General features: G+C 76.4%; 2 protein-coding genes. Both read left to right on the top strand.

What is annotated here, in order from left to right:
- The first annotated feature begins 53 nt into the window (after positions 1–53).
- Positions 54–18,143 carry a non-ribosomal peptide synthetase gene (locus MXD57_RS00350; RefSeq protein WP_250399189.1) on the top strand — a complete coding sequence of 6,030 codons (18,090 nt, stop codon included), beginning with the start codon at positions 54–56 and terminating at the stop codon, positions 18,141–18,143.
- A complete protein-coding gene (fabD, locus tag MXD57_RS00345; RefSeq protein ID WP_250399188.1) occupies positions 18,140–21,382 on the top strand; it encodes an ACP S-malonyltransferase in 3,243 nt (1,080 codons plus the stop codon). The genes MXD57_RS00350 and fabD overlap by 4 nt, the downstream gene beginning before the upstream one ends.
- Positions 21,383–21,482: the final 100 nt, after the last annotated feature.

Genomic DNA, 21,482 nt, shown 5'->3' with positions numbered 1-21,482 from the left:
GCGGCGAACTCCCGGCCCGCGGCGGCCGATCGAAGACCTGAGAGAGAGCAACTGTGGACGACAAGCGCAAGCTGCTGCTGAGCCTGCTGGCCGCCCGCGACCCCGGCCAGAGCCCGGCGGCCGGCGACGGCGTCGCGATCGTCGGAGTCTCCGGCCGCTACCCGCTGGCCGGCACCGTCGGCGAGCTGTGGGAGAACCTGCGGACGGGCCGGCACTGCATCCGCGAGGTGCCCGCCGACCGCTGGGACGCCGACACCCACTACGACCCCGCGGGGACCCACGGCAGCTACAGCAAGTGGGCGGGGTTCATCGACGACGTCGACAAGTTCGATCCGCTCTTCTTCCAGATCTCGCCCGCCGACGCCGAGGCCATGGACCCGCAGGAACGCCTCTTCCTGCAGACCGCCGCCGCCGTCCTGGACGACGCCGGCCACCCGGCCGCCCGGCTCGCCGCGCGCGGACCGGTCGGCGTCTTCGTCGGCGTCATGAACAACAACTACGAGTGGATGGGCGGCGAGGCGAACGCGCGCGGCGTACCCACCGACGCCCACTCCAACCACTGGTCGATCGCCAACCGGGTCTCCTACACCTTCGACTTCACCGGCCCCAGCCTCGCCGTCGACACCGCCTGCTCCGCCTCGCTCACCGCCGTCCATCTGGCCTGCGAGAGCATCCGGGCGGGGGAGTGCCGGGCCGCCGTGGCCGGCGGGGTCAACCTGATCCTGCACCCCATGCACCTGCGCATGCTGGCGGACCGCGGGATGATCTCCCACGACGACCGGCTGAAGAGCTTCGGTGCGGGCGCCGACGGGTTCGTGGACGGCGAGGGCGTCGGCGCCGTGCTGCTGCGGCCCCTGGCCGACGCGGTCGCCGACGGCGACCGCGTGCTCGGCGTCATCCGCGGCTCCGCGATCAACGCCGGCGGCAAGACCGGCGGTTACACCGTGCCCAGCGCCGCCGCGCAGGCCGAGGTGATCCGCGGCGCGCTGCGCCGCGCCCGGGTGGAGCCGGCCACGGTCGGCTACGTGGAGGCCCACGGCACCGGCACCCCGCTCGGCGACCCCATCGAGATCGCGGGCCTCACCGAGGCGTTCGGCGGCCGGTCCGACGCCGAGCGGCCGGCCGTCGCGGTGGGCTCGGTGAAGTCCAACATCGGGCACCTGGAGTCCGCGGCCGGCATCGCCGGCCTGACCAAGGTGCTGCTCCAGTTGCGGCACCGCGCGCTGGCCCCGTCGCTGAACTCCGCACGCCGCAATCCCGGCATCGACTTCTCCGGCACACCCTTCGAGATCCAGCAGGCGCTCGCGCCCTGGACGCCCGCGGCGCCGGACACCCCGCTGCGCGCCCTGGTCAGCTCCTTCGGCGGCGGCGGCGCCAACGCCTGCCTCCTGGTGGAGGAGCACCGGCCGGACACCGCCGAGCGGGCGCCCGCCGCACCGGACGGCGAACAACTGCTGGTGCTGTCCGCCAAGAGCGAGGACCGGCTGCGTGCCGCCGCCGCGGACCTGGCCGCCCACCTGCGCCGGGCCGGCGAACCCGCGCCGGCCGCGGACCCCGACACGGCGCTCGCCGACGCGCAGCGCCTGTGCCTCGACCTCGCCGCGCGCACCATCGGCGTGCCCGCCGAACACCTCGACCTGGGCACCGACCTCGCCGAGTGCGGGTTCTCCGTCACCGAACTCGCCCGCTACCACGAACTGCTCGCCGCCGAACTGGGCGGCGAACCCCCCGCCGCCCTCGGCGCGGCGGCCACCATCGGCGCCGTCGCGGGCGCGGTGGCGGCCGCGCGGCGACCCGCCCCCGCCCCCGCCCCGGCGCCCGGCGCGCCGCGGCTCGCCGACATCGCCCACACCCTCCAGGCGGGCCGCACCGCGTACGAGTTCCGCCTCGCCCTGCCCGCCCGCCGGCTCTCCGAGGCGGCCGCCGCGCTGGAGGCGTACGCGGCCGGGGACAGCGACGCGCGGATCACCACCGGCCGCGCCACCCGCGCCCGGGTCGTCCTCACCGGCGCGGAGGCCGAGGCGCTGGAGATCGCCCTGGACCGCAAGGACCTGACGGCGGTCGCCGAACGGTGGGTCGCGGGCGCCGACGTCGACTGGTCCCGCGTCACCCCCGCCACGGCCGGGCGCACCGAGCTGCCCTCCTACCCGTTCGCCCGCAAGCGGTACTGGATACCCCAGCCGCCCGCGGCCCCCGCGCCGCCGGTCCCCGAACCCGTCGTGGAACTCCCCGACCTCTACCGTCCGGTGTGGGTGCGCGAGGCCGCCCCCACCACCCCGGCGGCGCCCCGCGCCGACCGGACCGTGGTCCTGGTGACCGCTGCCTCACGGCGGCTCGGCGAGGCGGTCGCGGCCCGCGACCCGCGCGCCCGCGTCGAGCTCGTCGCGCTCGACGAGCAACCCCCGGACGCCTGGCTCGGGGCCACCGAGGGCGCCGACCTGGTGATCCACCTCGGCGGCGCGGGAGCCGCCGTCACCGACGCCGTCGGACTCGACCAGGCCCGCGAGCACCTGCGGCACGGCCCGCTGTCCCTGTTCCACCTGGCCCGCACCCTCGGCCCCACCCGTCTCGTCGTCGTCACCAGCGACGTGCACGCGGTCGCGGGCGGCACCGCCGCCAACCCGTTCGCCGCCGGGCTGCACGGGCTGCTCCAGGTCGTCGCCAAGGAACGGCCCGACCTCGGAGTCGCCGCCCTGGACTACGCCGGTGACGACCTCGACGGCGACCGGGCCACCGAGGCCCTCGTGGACGCCGTGCTGGCCGCCCCCGCCGACCCCGCGGGACGCACCGTCGCCCTGCGCGGCGGGGTCCGCTACGTCCGCCGCCTCGGCCGGGTCACCCTGCCCGAACCCGGCCCCGTCTTCCGTGACCGCGGCGTCTACCTGCTCGTCGGCGGCACCGGGGGCATAGCCCAGGAACTCAGCCGCCACCTCGCCCGGCACCACCGGGCCCGCCTGGTCTGGTTCAGCCGCAACGCGCCGGGCTCCGCGCAGCGCGCCGTCGCCGACGAGATCCGCGCCCTCGGCGGCGACGTCACCCACGTCCCCGGCGACGCCTGCTCCGTGGCCGACCTGAGCGCCGCCGTCGACGAGGCCCACCGCCGGTACGGCGCCCTGCACGGCGTCGTGCACGCCGCCATGGCCTTCGACAACCACCCTCTGGCCGAGCTGGACGAGGCCGCCTTCACCGCCGCCATCCAGGTCAAGACCGTCGGCGCCGCCGCCCTCGCGGCCGCCGTGGCCGGCCGGGCGCTGGACTTCCTCGCCTACTTCTCCTCGGCCGGTTCCTTCGGCAGCTTCGCCGGCAACGGCGCCTACATCTGCGCCTCGGCCACCGAGGACGCCTACGCCCTGTTCCTGCGCGACCGGCTGCCCCACCCCGTCACCGTCGTCAACCAGGGGTACTGGGGGCAGGTCGGCTCCGGTGCCCGGCCGGGCCTCGCCGAGATCTTCGCCGGCCTCGGCATCCGCGACTTCGGCCCCGCCGAGGGCATCGCCGCCGTGCGCCGCGTCCTCGGCAGCGGGCTGCCCCAGGTGATGCCGATCCGTGCCGGACGACGCGCCCTGGAGGCCATGGGCCACGACCCGGCCCTGGACGGCGAACTGGCGCCCGGCGGCCACCCCGCCACCCTCGCCGGGGCCGCCGCGGACCTGTCGGCCGACCCGGGCCCGGATCCCGCCGCCCGCCGCGTCCTCACCGGGTACGAGGAACTGGAGGCCGTCTCCGCGCCCATGCTGCTCGGCGTCTACCAGCGGATGGGCGTCCTGCGGCGCTCCGGCGAACGGCACGGCGCCGGGGAGCTGCGCACCCGGCTCGGCATCCTCGACCGGTTCGCCCGCCTGCACGAGGCCCTGCTCAACATCCTGACGGGCGCCGGCTACCTCACCCGCGACGGCGACCGGATCACCACCACCGCGGCGGTCGACACCGTGGACCAGGCCGAGGCGGCCGGGCGCTGGGAGGCGGAGTTCGACCGGATCGCCGCGGCCCACCCCGACATCGAGCCCACCGTCACCCTCAACCGGCTCTTCCTCGACGCCTACCCGCGCATCCTGCGCGGCGAGGTCGGCGCCACCGAGATCATGTTCCCCGGCTCCTCCATGAAGCTGGTGCAGAACTTCTACAAGGGCAACCCGCTCACCGACTCCTTCAACGTCCTCGTCCGCGACACCGTCCGGCACTTCCTCGACGCCCGGCTGCCGCAGCTCCCCGCCGGGCACCGCATCGAGGTGGTCGAGCTCGGCGCCGGCACCGGCGCCACCAGTGAACGGGTCCTGCCCGCCCTGGCCCGGCACGCCGACCGGGTCGGCTACACCTTCACCGACATCTCGCCCCGCTTCCTGGAACACGGCCGGGAACGCTTCGCCGAGCAGTACCCCTTCGCCCGCTTCCAGGTGCTCAACCTCGAACGCGGCCTGACGGAGCAGGACTTCACCCCCGCCGGTGCCGACCTGGTGCTCGCCACCAACGTCGTGCACGCCACCAGCGACCTGCGGGCCACCCTGCGCAAGGCCAAGGCCCTGCTGCGCCCGGGCGGCTGGCTGGTGCTCAACGAGCTGACCTCCGTACGGCCCCTGCTCACCATCGGCGGCGGTGTCCTGGAGGGCTGGTGGGCGTTCGGCGACGGCGAACTGCGGCTGCCGGACTCGCCGCTGGCCTCCCCCGAGGGCTGGACGCGGCTGCTGCACGAGGAGGGCTACGGCCCCGTCACCGCCCTCGGCGCCGGCGACCCGGCCCTGGGACAGACCGTGCTGGTCGCCGAGAGCGACGGCGTCGTGCTCACCTCGGACCCGGCCGCCCCCGCCGGTGCCCCGGCCCGGAACCGCGCCGTCGAACCGACGGCCGGCCGGGCTCCGGCCCCCGGCGGCGCCGGCGGCGTCGGGGAGCGGCTGCGGGAACTCGTCGAAGGCGTACTGAAGCTGGACGAGCGGATCGACGCCGACCGGCCACTGGCCGACTACGGCTTCGACTCGCTCAGCGGCATGAAGATCGTCGCCGCCGTGGACGAGACGTTCGGCGTCGCCGTGCCGCTCGGCGACTTCTTCGAACGCCCCACCCTGCGCGAGCTGACCGCCCACCTCACCGCCGGCCGGCTGGCCGGCGCGGCCACCCCGGAGCCGGCCCCGGACGGCGCCGGAGCGGCCCGGGCCGACGCGGAACCGGCGCGGCCCGGGTCCGCGGCCGCGCCGACCGCCCGGCGCCGCCCGGACCCCGCTCCGGGCGCCGCCGCGGCCGCCGAACTCGTCCTGCGCCCGAGGACCGACGCCGAGCAGTGCGTCCACCCCCTGAGCGAGGGCCAGCGCGCGCTGTGGGTGATCGAGCAGATCGCCCCCGGCACCTACGCGTACAACCTGCCCCTCGCCCTCCGGCTCGACCGCGACCTCGACGTCCTCGCGCTGCGGACCGTGCTGCAGGACATCGTCGACCGGCACGACGCACTGCGCGCGACCGTCCGCACCGGCGACGACGGCACGCCGTACGTCCGGGTCGCGGCCGAGCCCGAACTGCCCTTCCAGCAGGTCTTCCTGACCTCCGTCACCGACGACGACCTGCGCGAGCGGATGTCCGCCGACCTCCGCCGCCCCTTCGAGCTGTCCACCGGACCGCTGGTACGGGCCACGCTCTACACCCTCGGCGACGGCCGCAACGCGCTGCTGCTCACCTTCCACCACGCCGTCTTCGACGGTGTCTCCATCGCCCTGCTGCTGCAAGAACTGGAGCGCGGCTACCGCGCGGTCCGCGCCGGCCGGACCCCGGACCCCGAGCGGCCCGCCCGCGGCTACGCCGACTTCGCGGCCTGGCAGCGCGACCTGCTCGCCGGCGACGAGGGCGCCCGGCTGCGCGGCTACTGGACCGAACGGCTGCGCGGCCGCCGCACCGCCGTCCCGCTGCCGCTGGACCGGCCCCGCCCGGCCGTTCCCAGCCACCGCGGGGCGAGCCTGGACGGGCACATCCCGGCGGACGTCACGGACCGGGCCCGCGCGCTGGCGTCGGCGGAGCAGACCTCGCTGTTCGGCGTGGTCCTCGCGGCCTGGTTCGCGCTGCTGCACCGCTACGCCGACCAGGACGACATCGCCGTGGGCACCCCCACGGCCGGGCGGCCGCCGAGCGGCTACGACGACGTGCTCGGCTACTTCATGAACATGGTCGTGCTGGCCGAACGCGTCGACGGGGGCGAGGAGTTCCGCGGCCTGCTCGGCCGTGTCCACCGGACGGTGCTGGACGCCCTGGAGCACAGCGCCTACCCGCTGATCACCCTCGCCGAGGACCTGCGCCGCGCCGACCCCGAGACCGGCGCCCCGTTCAACGTCGCCTTCTACTTCCAGAACTGGACCCGGGCCGTCCGGACCGCCGGCACCTCGGACACCCTCGTCCTCGGCCCGGTCGAAGGCGTCCACCAGGAGGGCGAGTTCGACCTCACCCTGGAGGTGGTCGAGCAGGCCGAGGGCTGCCGCTACACCCTGAAGTACGACCCCGACCTGTTCGACGGACCCACCGTGGCGCGGCTCGGCGAGCACTTCGCCACCCTGCTGGCCGCCGCCGTGGACCGGCCCGCCACCACCGTCGGTGGACTGGACCTGCTCACCGCCCCCGAACGTGCCCTGCTCGCCGCGCCCGAGCCCGTCGACTACCCCGAGGACACCCTCGTCTGGCAGCTCGTACGGCGCCAGGCCGAGGCCCGGCCCGACGCCATCGCCGTCCGCCACCGCGACACCGGGCTGACCTACCGCGAACTCACCGAACGCGTCGACGCGCTCGCCGCCCGGCTCACCGCGGCCGGCGTCGGGCGCGGCCGCACCGTGGGCGTCCTGCTGCCGCGCGACGCCGGCCTCCCCGTCGCGCTGCTCGCGGTCCAGGCGGCCGGCGGCACCTACGTGCCGCTCGACCCGTCCTACCCGCGCGACCGGCTCGCCTACATGGCCGAGGACGCGAAGCTGCACCTGATGCTCACCCACTCCTCGGTGACCGGCGCCCCGGGCGGTGTGCCACGGCTCGTCACCGACACCGCCGAGCAGCCGCCCGCCCTGCCCTCACCCGGCCCGGCCGGCCCCTCCGACACCGCGTACGTCATCTACACCTCCGGATCGACCGGCCGCCCCAAGGGCGTGTGCGTCCCGCACCGCGCCCTGACCAACTTCCTGTGGTCGATGGCCCGGGAACCCGGCTGCGGACCGGGCGACACCCTGCTCGCCCTGACCACCGTCTGCTTCGACATCTCCGGTCTCGAGCTGTACCTGCCGCTGATCACCGGCGCCACGGTCGAGATCCTCCCGGCCGAGGACGCCAGGGACGGCCTGCGGCTGCGTGAGGCGCTGGAGGCGAGCGCCGCCACCGTCGTCCAGGCCACCCCGGCCACCTGGAGCATGCTGCTCGCCGCCGGCTGGCGGGGCGACGCCCGGCTGAGGGTGCTGTGCGGCGGCGAGGCGCTGCCCGCCGACACCGCCGAGGCCCTGCTCGCCGGGAACCAGGAGGTGTGGAACCTCTACGGGCCCACCGAGACGACCATCTGGTCCGCGGCCCGCCGCCTCGCGCCCGGGGAGCGCGTCACCATCGGCACCCCCATCGCCAACACCGTCCTGCACGTCCTGGACGGAGCCCGCAGGCCCGTTCCCACCGGTGTGGCGGGTGAGCTGTACATCGGCGGCCACGGTGTCGCCGACGGCTACCTCGGCCGGCCCGAACTGACCGCCGAGCGCTTCCTGCCCGACCCGTCCGGCACCGGACCCGACGCCCGCGTGTACCGCACGGGCGACCTGGTGCGCCGCCTGGCGGACGGCCGGATCGAGTACCTCGGCCGGATCGACTCCCAGGTCAAGGTGCGCGGCTTCCGGGTGGAGCTGGAGGAGATCGAGGCGACCCTGCGCCGCGTCGACGGCGTCCGCGAGGCGGTGGTGGTGGCCCGGGGTGCCGCTGCGGGCTCGCACACCCTGCTCGCCTGCTACGTCCTCGACGACGGCGCGGCCGAACCCACCCGTGAGCGGCTCGGCGCCTGGCTGCCCGACCACATGGTCCCGGAGGCCCTGCTGCGCGTCACCGGGTTCCCGCGCACCCTCAACGAGAAGGTGGACCGGGGCACCCTCGCCGCCCTGCCGCTGCCCGAACTGCGCGCCCGCTTCGGCGCCGGACCCGCCCGGCGGGATCCGGCGGCCGCCGCACCGGTCGCCGCCGAGGGCGGCCGGACGGTGCTCGAGGCCGACCTCGCCGCCATGGTCGCCGCTCTGACCGGGCTGCGCCCCGAGGACATCGGCACGCACACCCCGCTGGGCGAGACGGGCATGAACTCGGTGAGCTTCACCGCGCTCAGCGCCGAGCTGCGCAAGGCGTACGGCATCACCGTCTACCCGACCCTCTTCTACCGCCGGGGCACCCTGCACGCCCTCGCCGAGCACCTGTGGCGGGAGCACGCGGACGAACTGCCGGCCCGCCTCGGCGCGGCGGACACCGGGGGCGTGGCCGCGGGCCCGGGCGACGCCGGGGCGCACGAGGCCGCGCTCCGGGACGGGAACGCCTACGGCACGCGGGCGCGGAGCACCGCCGGCGACGAGCGGCCCGCCCCGCCCGGCGCGGACGTCGCCGTCATCGGCATGGCCGGCCGGCTGCCCGGCTCCGCCGACCTGGAGGAGTTCTGGGCGCATCTGGCCGCCGGGGACGACCTGGTCGGCGAGATCCCCGCCGACCGCTGGGACTGGCGCGACCACCCGCGCTCCCGTTCCCGCTGGGGCGGCTTCGCGCCCGGCGTCGACCGGTTCGACGCGGCGTTCTTCGGCATCTCGCCCCGCGAGGCCGAACTCATGGACCCGCAGCAGCGGTTGATGCTGGAGACGGTGTGGTCGGCCGTCGAGGACGCCGGATACCGGCCGTCCGAACTGGCCGGGAAGCGCGTCGGCGTGTTCGTCGCCGTCACCAACTCCGACTACCTGGAGGTGCAGCGGGCGGCGGGACGCGGCACCGAGGGCCACACCCTCACCGGCGCCGCCCTGTCCGTCATCCCCAACCGGGTGTCGTACCTGCTGGACCTGCGCGGCCCCAGCATCGCCGTCGACACCGCCTGCTCCGGCTCGCTCACGGCCGTCCACCAGGCCTGCGCCGCCCTGCGCGACGGCACCTGCGACCTGGCCATCGCGGGCGGTGTGAGCCTCATCCTGGCCCCCGGCGTGTACGAGGCGCTCAGCCAGGGCGAGATGCTCAGCCCCGACGGCCGCTGCAAGGCGTTCGACAGCCGCGCCGACGGCTATGTGCGCGGCGAGGGCGCCGGCGTGGTCCTGCTCAAGTCGCACGAACTGGCCCAGCGGGACGGCGACGCCGTGCACGCCGTGATCAGGGCCGTCGCCGTCAACCACGGCGGCCGGACCACCTCGCTCACCGCCCCCAACCCCGACGCCCAGGCCGACCTGCTCGTCGACGCCTACCGGGGCGCCGGGGTGCCGCTGGACACCGTCGGCTACATCGAGGCGCACGGCACCGGCACCGCGCTCGGCGACCCCATCGAGACCACCGGCCTGAGCACCGCGTTCCGGCGGATCCGGGCCGAACAGGGGCTCGCGCGGGCCACGCGGCCCTGCGCCGTCGGCTCGGTGAAGACCAACATCGGCCACCTGGAGGCCGCCGCCGGCATCGCCGGCCTGTTCAAGGTGGTCCTCTCCCTGCGGCACGGCACGATCCCGGCCAGCCTGCACTTCCGCGAGCAGAACCCCTACCTGGAGCTCGACGGCGGCCCGTTCGAGGTGGCCGCCACCGCCCGGCCCTGGCCGCGTCCGCGGGACGCCGCCGGAACGGAGCAGCCGCGCCGCGGCGGCGTCAGCTCCTTCGGCTTCGGCGGGGCCAACGCGCACATCGTCCTGGAGGAACCACCCATGCCGGATGACCGCGACGACAGCGCGGCCGAGCAGCTCTTCGTGCTGTCCGCCCGCGACGGCGAGGCGCTGCGCCGCTCCGCCCAGCGGCTCGCCGACCACCTCGGGCGGCACGACGTCCCGGCCGCCGACCTGGCCCACACCCTGCAGACGGGCCGCGAGCCCATGACACACCGGCTCGCCGTCGTCGCGGACGGCGCCGCCGGGCTGCGCGCCGAACTCCTGGCGCACCTGGCCGGACGGCCCTCGGCGGTGCGCACCGGCCGGGCGGCCGACGCGGGCAACACCGGCTCCCCGGCCGCCGGCGCCGGCGCCGGTGACCTGTGGGGCCTCGCCGCCGACTGGCTGCGCGGCGCCGGCGTCGACTGGTCCGCCCTGCACCGGGGCGCTCCCCGCCGCCGGGTCCACCTGCCGGCCTACCCGTTCGCCGGGCCCCGCCACTGGGCGGCCCCCGGCGCCGCGCAGGCGGCCGCCGGCCCGGGCGCCCCCGCCCGTCTGCACGCCACCCTCCTGGACGCCGACGTCTCCTCCTCCGGCGAGCACGTGTACGCCAAGACACTGACCGGGGACGAGTTCTTCCTGCGCGACCACGTCGTCGGCGGCGAGCGCGTCCTGCCCGGCGTGGCCTATCTGGAGATGGGCCGCCTGGCCGGTGAACTCGCCGACGGCACCCCCGTGCACGGTGTGGACGACCTGGTGTGGGCCACGCCGGTGCGGCTCCCGGCGGGCCGGGCCGAACACCGGCTGACCGTCCGGGTCACCGGCGACGGTGCGCACCGCTCCTTCGAGGTGTGCGGCGACGGCGCGGGCGCGCCGGTGCACGCCGCCGGCACCCTCCGCCTCGGCGCACCGGGCCCCCGGCCCGCCCGGGTCGACCTGGCCGGCGTCCGCGCCCGCAGCCCCCGCGTCGCCACCGGCGAGGACTGCTACGCGGGCTTCACCCGGCTGGGCTTCGCCTACGGCCCCGCCTTCCGGGTGATCGAGGAGATCGCCGAGGGCCCCGACGAGGTGCTGGCCACCCTGGTGCTGCCCGAGGCGCTGCACGCCGACGCCGGGGCGTACGCCTTCCACCCGGCGCTGCTCGACGCCGCCCTGCAGACGGCGGGCCGCCTGGTGCCGGGCGCGAGCGACCCCGCGGGCCCGGCACCATACCTGCCGTTCTCGCTCGGCGCGGCCCGGCTCCACGCCCCGCTGCCCCGGCGGGTGTTCGCCCACGCCAGGCCGGCCGCGCGCCCGGCCCCCGAGGGATCGCTCTCCTTCGACGTGGCCCTGCTCGACGAACACGGCACGGCCGTCGCCACCCTGGAGTCCTTCACCCTGCGGGCCCTGCCCGCGACCGGATCCGTGGCCGCCTTCGAGCCCGGGTGGCAGCCCGCGCCCCGGCGCCGGCCGGGCCCGGCCGGCACGGTCCTGCTGCTGGCGCCCGCCGACGGCACCGCCGCCACGCCCGACGAGGCCGCTCTCGGCGCCGCGCTGCGCGCGGCCGGGGCCGAGGTGCGCCGTCTCCCGCTGGGCCCGGACTTCGACGCCGCCGCGGCCGTCCGCGCCGCGGGGGCCGGCCCGATCCGCGTCCTGCACCTGTCGGCCGGCGAGCCGGACTGCGATGCGGCCGTGGAGTCCGGCTTCCACACCGCGCTGGCCTTCCTGCGTGCCTGGCAGCTCGAACGGCACGACGCGCTGACCTATCTCCACGTCCACCCGGAGCCGGCCGCGTCGCCCGCCGACCTGGCCCTGGCCGCCTTCGCGCGCTCGGTCCGCCTGGAGCACCCGGCGATCGCCTTCGGCGCGCTCGCGGTGGCGTCCGGCACCCCGGCCCGCGACGTCGTCGACGAACTCCTGGCCGAGGGCGGCCCGGAGACCGAGGCACGGCTGACGCCCGACGGACCCCAGCGGCGCTCCTGGCACCGGACCACGCTGCCGGCCGTCCCCGGCCCGGTGTTCACCGGCGCGGGCGCGCACATCGTCACCGGCGGCACGGGCGCGCTCGGCCTGCTCGCCGCCGAGCACATCGCCGCCGCCCGCCGCGCGGCCGGGGTGACCGGCGGCGGCATCGTCCTCACCGCCCGCACCGCACCCGACGCCGTGACGCGGGCCCGCGCCGACGCCCTCGGCGCACGCGTCGTGCTCGCCGACGTCGCCGACCCGCGGGACGTGCGCGCGCTGATCGCCGCGGCCCGCGGCGCGTACGGTCACGTCAGCGGGGTGCTGCACGCCGCCGGAGTACTGCGCGACGGGCTCCTGCGCGGCAAGGAGCGCGCCGACGCGGACGCCGTGCTGGCCGCGAAGGTGCGCGGGACCACCCTGCTGGACGAGGCCACCGCCGGGGAACCGCTGGACTACTTCGTCGTCTACTCCTCCGCCGCGGCCGCGTTCGGCAACGCCGGCCAGACCGACTACGCCTTCGCGGCCGGCTTCCTCGACCGCTTCGCCGAGCTGCGCGAGGAACGGCGCCGGGCGGGCACCCGCCGGGGCCGTACGCTCTCGGCCGCCTGGCCGGTGTGGTCCGAGGGCGGGATGCGCATCGACGCCGGTGCCGAGGAGTACATGGACCGCGTGCTCGGCATGCGCCCGCTGGCCACCCGCCCCGCGCTGGACGCGCTGGAGCGGGCCCTCGCCGGCACCGCGCCCGCCCTGCTGCTCGCCCCCGGCGACCCGGCCCGCATCCTCGCCGCCCTGTCCGGCGCCGCGGCCGCGCCGCCCGTCCCGCCGGCCGCGCCACGGACCGGCGCCGAGGCCGCACCGGGTCCGGCCGCCGGCGCCGGACCGCGCGAGGAGGCCGAGCGGCTGGTCCTGCGGCTATTGGCCCAGGAGCTGAGGACGCCGGAGGCGGACATCACCGTCACCGAGCCCTTCGACCGGTACGGGGTGGACTCCCTGATCACCATGAGTCTCATCCGGGGCCTGGAACAGCACACCGGACCGCTGTCGAAGACCCTGCTCTTCGAGCACGTGACCGTCCGGGACCTGGCCGCCCACCTCGCCGCCGCCCACCCCGGCGCCTTCGCCGCCGCTCCGGCTCCGGCTCCGGCTCCGGCTCCGGAACCGGAACCGGCGACCGCCCGGAGCGGACCCGCCGTCCCCGGCACCGGGCCGTCCGCCGCCGCTGCCGCGGGGCCCGCCCCGGCGGCCGCGACCGCCCCCGCCGTGCCCGGCGCGGGCCCGCACGACGCCGACATCGCCGTCATCGGCGTCGCCGGGCGCTACCCCCAGGCCGGTGACGTCTCCGAGTTCTGGCGCAACCTGCGCGACGGCCGCGACAGCGTCGAGGAGATCCCGGGCGACCGCTGGGACCACGGGGTCTTCTTCGACCCGGACAAGTCGGCCACCGGCAGGACCTACGGCAAGTGGGGCGGTTTCGTGCCCGGCGCCGACCGCTTCGACCCGCTGTTCTTCCGGATGTCGCAGATCGAGGCCGAGCACACCGACCCGCAGGAGCGGGTGTTCCTGGAGACGGTCTGGCACCTGCTGGAGGACGCCGGCTACACCCGCGAGCAACTGCGCGGGGGACGCACCGGCGTGTTCGTCGGCATGATGTACGGCCACTACCAGCTCTACGGCGTGCGCGACGCGCTGCGCGGCGAGGGCTTCGCCACCTCCTCCTCGTACGCCTCCGTCGCGAACCGGGTGTCGTACTTCTTCGACTTCACCGGCCCCAGCGTCGCCCTCGACACCATGTGCTCCTCGTCCCTGGTCACCATCCACCAGGCCTGCCTGGCCATCCGCAACGGCGACTGCGACGTCGCGGTGGCGGGCGGGGTCAACATCTCCAGCCACCCGGTGAAGTTCCTCCAGCTCGCCCAGCGCGGCTTCCTCGCGGAGGACGGCCGCTGCCGCAGCTTCGGCGAGGGCGGCACCGGCTACGTCCCGGCCGAGGGCTCCGGCGCCGTGCTGCTGAAACGCCTGGACGCGGCCCTCGCCGACGGCGACCGCGTGCTCGCCGTGGTCAAGGCGTCCGCCGTCAACCACGGCGGCGCGGGAGCCGGTTACAGCGTCCCCAACCCCCGGGCACAGGGCGACCTGGTGCGGGCGGCGCTGCACCGCGCCGGACTGCGCCCCGCCGACCTCGACTACCTCGAGGCGCACGGCACCGGGACCGCGCTCGGCGACCCGGTCGAGGTCAACGGCATGCTGCGGGCCTTCGAGGGCGAGCTGCCCGAGCGGCTGCCCATCGGCTCGGTCAAGTCCAACATCGGGCACGCCGAGTCGGCCGCCGGCATCGCCGCCATCACCAAGGTGCTGCTGCAGATGCGGCACGGCGAACTGGCCCCGTCGCTGCACGCCGACCGCCTCAACCCGAACATCGACTTCACGTCGACCCCGTTCGAGGTCCAGCGCGAGCGGGCGCCCTGGCCGCGCCGGGTGGGCGCGGACGGCGCCGTCCGGCCGCGGACCGCGGGGGTCAGCTCCTTCGGCGCGGGCGGCACCAACGCCCACATCATCCTCCAGGAGCACCTCGGCCCGGACGCGGCCGCCCCGGCCGCCCCGGCCGGGCCGCAGCTCGCGGTCCTCTCCGCCCGGAGCGCCGACCGGCTGCTCGCGCAGGCCCGGCGCCTGGCCGCCCACCTGCGCGCGGAGACCGGCGCGGCGACGCCCCAGCAGGTCGCCTGGACCCTGCAGACCGGGCGCGAGGCCATGGCCCACCGGCTCGCCGTCCTCTTCGGGGACCTGCCCGAACTCGTGGCACGTCTGGAGGAGTTCGCGGCCGGCGGCAGTCCCGCCGGAAGCTGGACCGGCGTGGTGGACCCGCGCCGCCCCGCCCCCGGCACACCGCTGCCCGCCGACCCGGCCGCCCTGGCCGCCGCATGGACCCAGGGGCAGCACACCGACTGGACGGACCTGCACCGCGCGGGCACCCCGGGCCGGGTGGCGCTGCCGGGCTACCCCTTCGGCGGGGACCGGGTCTGGCTGGCCGCCGCCGACGCCGAACTGGCCGCCCTCACCGGCGCGCCGGCGGACGGGGGAGTACTCCTCACCCGGGGGTGGACACCCGCGCCGCCCGTCGCCCGCAGGGCCCAGCCGGGCCTGACCGCCGTCCTGGCCGCACCCGGCACCGAGGCACTGGCCGCCCGGCTCGCCGCCCTCCTGCCCGCCGCCGAAGTGCTGACCGCCGACCGGCTGGACGCCGAACTCGACGCGGACGGCACCCGCTGGGACCGTTTCGACGCCGTCGTCGACCTGGCGGGCTGCGCCGGCACCGCCGCGGCCCCCGACCACACCGCGCTGCCCACCTGGCTGCGCTGGCTCCAGCACCTGGTCGACCGCGGCGGCCGCGACCTGCGCGCGCTGCTGGTCACCCGCGTCGGCCCCGAGGGCGCCCCGGCTCTCGGCGGCGCGGCCCGCATCGGGTTGTACCGGATGCTGCAGAGCGAGTACCGGCACGTCCGCTCCCGCCACCTGGAGATCGACGCCGCGGCCGGCGACGAGCTGCTGTGCCGCTGGGTGGCCGACGAGCTGTGCCACGACGACGAGCCCGCCGAGGTCGCCTACCGAGACGGGGTCCGGCACCTGGCCCGGCTCACGGAGGAGCCCGGCGGGGCGGGCGCCGCGCCGCGCTTCCCGGCCGGCCACGTGCTCTGGGTCACCGGAGGCACGCGCGGCATCGGACTGCTGACCGCACGCCACTTCGTCGCCGCGCACGGGGTACGCAAGCTGGTCCTCACCGGACGCGAGGAACTGCCGCCGCGTTCGCAGTGGGCCACGCACATCGCCCAGGACGGCCCCCTGGGCCGCAAGCTCCGCCCGCTGGCCGAACTGGCCGGCCAGGGCGTGGAACTGGAGGTCCTGGCGGTGCCGCTGGAGGAGCGGGAGGCGCTGGCCAAGGCGCTCGCCGACGTCCGCGGGCGGCTCGGCCCGGTCGGCGGGGTGGTGCACAGCGCGGGCGTCACCGACTTCGAGAACCCGGCGTTCGTGCGCAAGCCGCAGTCCGGCGTGGCCCGTGTCCTCGGCCCGAAGGTCTTCGGCCTGGACGCCCTGCTGGAGGTGTTCCGGGACGAGCCGCTGAGCCTGTTCGTCGTGTACTCCTCCATCGCCGCCGCCGTCCCCGCCCTCGCGGTCGGCCAGAGCGACTACGCCATGGCCAACGCCTACCTGGACGCGGTCGCCCGGCATCGCCCGTACGGGATTCCGCTGGTCAGCGTGGAGTGGCCGAGCTGGAAGGACACCGGCATGGGCGAGGCGCGCAGTGCCGCCTACCAGGCCTCCGGGCTGGCGGCGCTCTCCGACGAACAGGGACTCGCCCTGCTGGAGCGGGCGCTGGGCAGCGGCGCCAGGGTCGTCATGCCGGTCCTGCCGCGACCGGACGCCGGCTTCGACCCCGGACGTCTGACCGCCCGCCGCCTGGATCCGGCACCGGCCGAGACCGCGGCACCGGCCGCTGCCGTGGCATCCGGCGTGCCCGCGCCCACGGCGCCCGCCCAGGGGGCCCAGGGGCCGGAGGAGGACGCCCAGGTGCGGGCGGCGGTCGACGCGGCGGCCTCCTGGCTGCTCGACCGGCTCGCCGAGGAGCTGCGCTTCGACCGCGCCCGGCTCTCCGGTGACGTCCCGGTCCAGGACTTCGGCATGGACTCGATCATGGTCTCCCAGCTCGTCCAGTCCGTCGCCAAGCGCCTGGACGTCTCCGTCGACCCGTCGGCGCTGCTCGAGCACCCGACCGTCGACGCCTTCGCCGGGCACCTGGCCGAGGCGCACCGCAGCGAACTCCTGGCCGTCTTCGGCGCCCCGGTGCCGGACACCGCGCCCGGGTCCGCCCCGGCACCGGGCCCCCTCCCGGGCGGCACCCCGGCGAACGGCTCGCCGCGCGGCGGGGGCACCGCCCCGGTGGCCGCCCCGGCACCCTCCGCACCGACCCCCACCCCGCCCGCCGTGCCGACGGCGTCGGACATCGCGGTCGTGGGCCTGTCCTGCCGCTTCCCCGACGCCGGTTCCGCCGACGCCTACTGGGAGCTGCTGCGCGAGGGCCGTTCGGCGCTGCGCCCGGTCCCCGAGGAACGTTTCGGCCGCCCGCTCGGCCACCACGCCGGCCTGCTGCCGGGTGTCCTGCGGTTCGACCCGGAGGCGTTCCTGCTGTCCGAGGCGGACGTGGCCGCCATGGACCCGCAGGCGCTGCTGCTGCTCGAGGAGGTCAACAGCGCGGTGCATCACGCCGGTTACCGGCCCGCCGACCTCAAGGGCCGCCGGATCGGCGTGTACGTCGGTGGCCGCGCCACCCACACCCCCGACCCGGGCGCGCTGGAGCGGTCCAGGAACCCGGTGGTGGTGACCGGGCAGAACTACCTGGCGGCGAACGTCTCCCAGTTCTTCGACTTCCAGGGCCCGAGCCTGGTCGTGGACACCGCCTGTTCCTCGGCGCTGGTCGCGATGGACACCGCCGCGCAGGCACTGCGGTCCGGCTCGGTGGAGGCCGCCGTCGTCGCCGGGGTGAGCCTGCTCGCCGACGACCGGGCGCACCAGGTCTTCGGCCGGCGCGGACTGCTCAACCCGGGGCCGGAGTTCCACGTCTTCGACCGCAGGGCCGCCGGACTCGTGCTCGGCGAGGGCGTCGGCGTCGTCGTCCTCAAGCCGCTGGCGGCCGCCCGCGCCGCCGGGGACCGGGTGCTCGCGGTGCTCCGCGGCATCGCCGTCAACAACGACGGCCGTACGGCGGGACCGGCCACCCCCAACCTCCAGGCGCAGAAGGCCGTGATGACCGAGGCGCTGGCCCGCAGCGGCCTCGCGCCGGGGGACATCGGCTGGGTGGAGACCAACGCCACCGGGGCCGCCGTCACCGACCTGCTCGAACTGAAGGCGGTCGACGGCGTCTACGGCAGCGCCGCGGCCCGATCGGCCCCGGTCGCCCTGGGCTCCGTCAAACCGAACATCGGCCACCCGCTGGCCGCCGAGGGCATCGCCGCGTTCATCAAGGTGGTGCTGATGCTCCAGCACCGCACCCAGGTGCCGTTCCGCTCGGGGCAGGAGCCGCTGCCGCACTTCGACCTGGACGCCTCCGCGCTGTACTTCCCGCGCGCGGCGGCGCCCTGGCCGGCCACCGCCGAAGCCGCCGCGCTCAACTGCTTCGCCGACGGCGGCACCAACGCGCACCTGCTGCTGGCGCCCGCCCCGGCGGACCACCGCGCCACCCGCGCCCCGCTCCCCGAGCCCCCGCTCGACCGCAGGGTCGTGGTACGGGGCGCCGGCGGCCGGTCCGAGGCTCCCGCAGAGCCCGCGGCAGCCGTCGAGCCCGCGGTATCCGTCGAGACCGCCCCGGTGGCCGAGCCCGCCCCGGCGGGCCTGTTCTGGGACACCTACCGATGAGCGGCACCGCCCCGGGGGCCCTGCCCGTGGTCTTCATGTTCTCCGGGCAGGGCTCGCAGTACTACGGGATGGGCCGGGAACTCTTCGCCGAGAACGAGGTGTTCCGCGCCGCCCTGCGCCGCCACGACGCCGTCGTGGCCGAGGAGCTGGGCGAGTCGGTGCTCGACCGGCTGTTCGCCCCGGACCGGCGCCGCAACGACCCCTTCACCGACACCCGGCTCACCCACCCGGCGATCGTCATGATCGAACTCGCCCTGGCCGAGACCCTGCGCTCGGCCGGGGTGGAGCCCGACCACCTGCTGGGCTCCAGCCTGGGCGAGTACGCCGCGGCCGCCGTGTCCGGCAGCATCGCGCCCGACATCTGCCTGCGGCTGCTGGTGCGCCAGGCCGAGGGGCTCGGGGCCGGCCCGCGCGGCGGCATGCTCGCCGTGCTCGCCGAGCCCGGGGTGCTGGACCGGGTGCCCGCGCTGCGGGCCTGCGAGATAGCCGCCCGCAACTATCCGGGCCACTTCGTCGTCGCCGGCGCGGACGACGACCTGGACCGGGCCGAGGCCGCGCTGCGCCGCGCCGACGTGCTGCACCAGCGCGTGCCCGTCGAGTACGCCTACCACTCCCGCCTGATGGACGAGGTGCTCGGCGCGTGCCGGGCCTCACTGGACGAGGTCGAGTTCGCCCCGCCGCACCTGCCCTGGGTGTCCTGCGTGGACGGGGAACCGGTCGAGCGGCCGAGCGCCGAGCACTTCTGGCAGGTGGCCCGCAGACCCATCGAGTTCCAGCGGACCATGGACCGGATGCGCGCCCGCGGCGACTTCCTCTACCTGGATCTCGGACCCTCGGGCACCCTGCACAACTTCGTCCGAGGCAACCTCCCGGCGGGCACGCGATCGAGGTCGCTCGCCCTTCTCAGCCCGTTCGGCCACGACCCGGGCCTGCTGGACAGGGCCCGCGAACTGGCCGCCCCGGCGACACGGAACCGACCGAAGACACCAAGGAAGGCACATCGCATGAAGGTCTACGGTTTCCCCGGCCAGGGGTCTCAGACACGGGGCATGGGCCGGCAGCTCTTCGAGAAGTACCCGGAGCACACCGCGACCGCCGACCGCGTACTCGGCTACTCCCTCGCCGAGCTGTGCGTCGACGACCCCGAACGGCGCCTGGGACAAACGCAGTTCACGCAGCCCGCGCTCTACGCCGTGAGCGCCCTGGGCCATCTGGAGCGGCAGGCCGAGGACCCCGCGCCCGCCGACTACCTGATCGGCCACAGCCTCGGCGAGTACGTGGCGCTGTTCGCCGCCGGTGTCTTCGACTTCGAGACCGGGCTGCGTCTGGTGCAGCGGCGCGGCGCGCTGATGGCCGAGGCCGGTGGCGGCGGCATGGCCGCCGTGGTCGGTCTGGACGAGGCGGCCCTGCCGCGGGTCCTGGCCGAGGCGGGCATCGAGGACGTCGACATCGCCAACCACAACGCCCCCGACCAGCTCGTGCTCTCCGGTCCGCGCGCGTCCGTCGAGACGGCCTGCGCCGCCGCGGAGGCCGCGGGTGCCCGCGCGGTGCGGCTCAACGTCAGCGCGCCCTTCCACTCGCGCTACATGCGCGGCACGGCGGAGGAGTTCGCCCGCTTCCTCGACGGGTTCACCCTGCGGGCGCCGAGTGTGCCCGTGCTGGCCAACGTGGACGGGCAGCCGTACGACCCCGCCGCGATCAAGGAGACGCTGACCGCGCAGATCGTCTCGCCGGTCCGGTGGACCGACACGGTGCGCCGGCTGATGGGCCACGGCGCGTTCGACTTCGTGGAGATCGGGCCCGGCCGGGTGCTGACCAACCTGGTCGCCAAGATCAGGAAGACCGCGGAGCCGCTGCCCGCCCCCACCCCGCGCCCCGTCCCCGTCACTCCCGTGCCGGAGCGGCCCACCCGGCCCGCGTCCCCGGCCGCACCCGCCGCCGAGTCGCCGGTCACCGCGCCGACGGCCGCCGCGGTGACCGCCGACACCCTGGGCGCCACCACGTTCCGGGAGCGCTACGGCCTGCGCCGCGCCTACCTGCTGGGCTCGCTGTACGGCGGGATCTCCGGCCGCGAGATGCTGGGCGCGGCCGCGAAGGCCGGCCTGCTCGGCTTCCTCGGCACCGGCGGCCTGGCCCTGGAGGAGGTCGACGCAAGGCTCCGGGAACTCGCCGGCGACCTGGGCCTCGGCGGCGCCTTCGGCGTCAACCTGCTCTACCGGCACGGCGCCCCGCAGGAGGAGTCGGCGCTGGTGGACCTGCTGCTGCGGCACGGCATCGACCTGGTGGAGGCCTCCGGCTTCCCGCTGATCACCCCGGCCCTGGTGCGGTTCCGGCTCAAGGGCGGCCGGATCATCGCCAAGGTCAGCCGTACCGACGTCGCCGCGGAGTTCCTGGCCCCGCCGCCCGAGCGGCTGGTCGCCCGGCTGGTGGAGAGCGGCGAGGTCACCGCCGAGGAGGCGCGCGCGGCGGCCGGCCGGCCCATGGCGGACGATGTGTGCGTGGAGGCCGACGGCGGCTGGCTGACCAGCACCGCCGACCTGATGACCCTGCTCCCCGCCGTGCTGCGGCTGCGCGACGCCGCCGCCACCGCCTCCGGGCACCGGGTGCACGTCGGCTGCGCGGGCGGCCTCGGCACCCCCGAGGCGGTGGCGGCGGCGTTCCTGCTCGGCGCCGAGTTCGTGCTGACCGGCTCCGTCAACCAGTGCTCCGCCGAGGCCGCCACCAGCGCCCAGGTGAAGGACGTCCTGCAGGCGGCACGGGAGTACGACGTGGACACCGCGCCGTGGGGCGAGCTGTTCGAGTTCGGCACGCGGGCCCGCTACCTCAAGCGGGGTCTGTTCTTCCCGGCGCGGGCGTCCCGGCTGCACGAGCTGTGGCGCCGGCACGCCTCGGCGGCCGAGCTGGACGACGAGACCATGACCCAGGTCCTCGACCGCTACCTCGGCGGCGCGCACCCGGCGCCCAGCGCCCACGGCACGGACCCCAAGCAGGAACTGGCGGAGTTCTTCCGGGCCTACTTCACCCGCGGCTTCCGGCTCGCGGTGACCGGCGACGACCGGCACCGGGTGGACTACCTGGTGCACTGCGGACCGGCGATGGGCGCCTTCAACCAGGTGGTCGAGGGCACCCCTCTGCAGCACTGGTCCGCCCGCACGGTGGAGACGATCGCCGACACCCTGATGGAGGGCGCGGCCGGTCACCTCACCGCCCGGCTGGGCGCCTTCCACCGGGCCGGCTGACCCGGCGGGCCGGGCGGGGCCGCCGCGCACCCCGTCCGGCCCGCCGGGACGGCGCCTGCCTATGATCGCTGCCCGTGGCGACCGACCCGCGCGCGCCGGA

The organism is Streptomyces cellostaticus (genome assembly GCF_023630175.1).
Taxonomy (GTDB): Bacteria; Actinomycetota; Actinomycetes; order Streptomycetales; family Streptomycetaceae; genus Streptomyces; species Streptomyces cellostaticus_A.
The sequence above is the reverse complement of the archived record's forward strand: the minus strand, read 5'-3'. Positions and strand labels throughout refer to the sequence as shown.

Bases quoted from the DNA above. Each gene is read 5' to 3' on its own strand.
- fabD (WP_250399188.1), top strand. From the start codon at position 18,140: ATGAGCGGCACCGCCCCGGGGGCCCTGCCCGTGGTCTTCATGTTCTCC.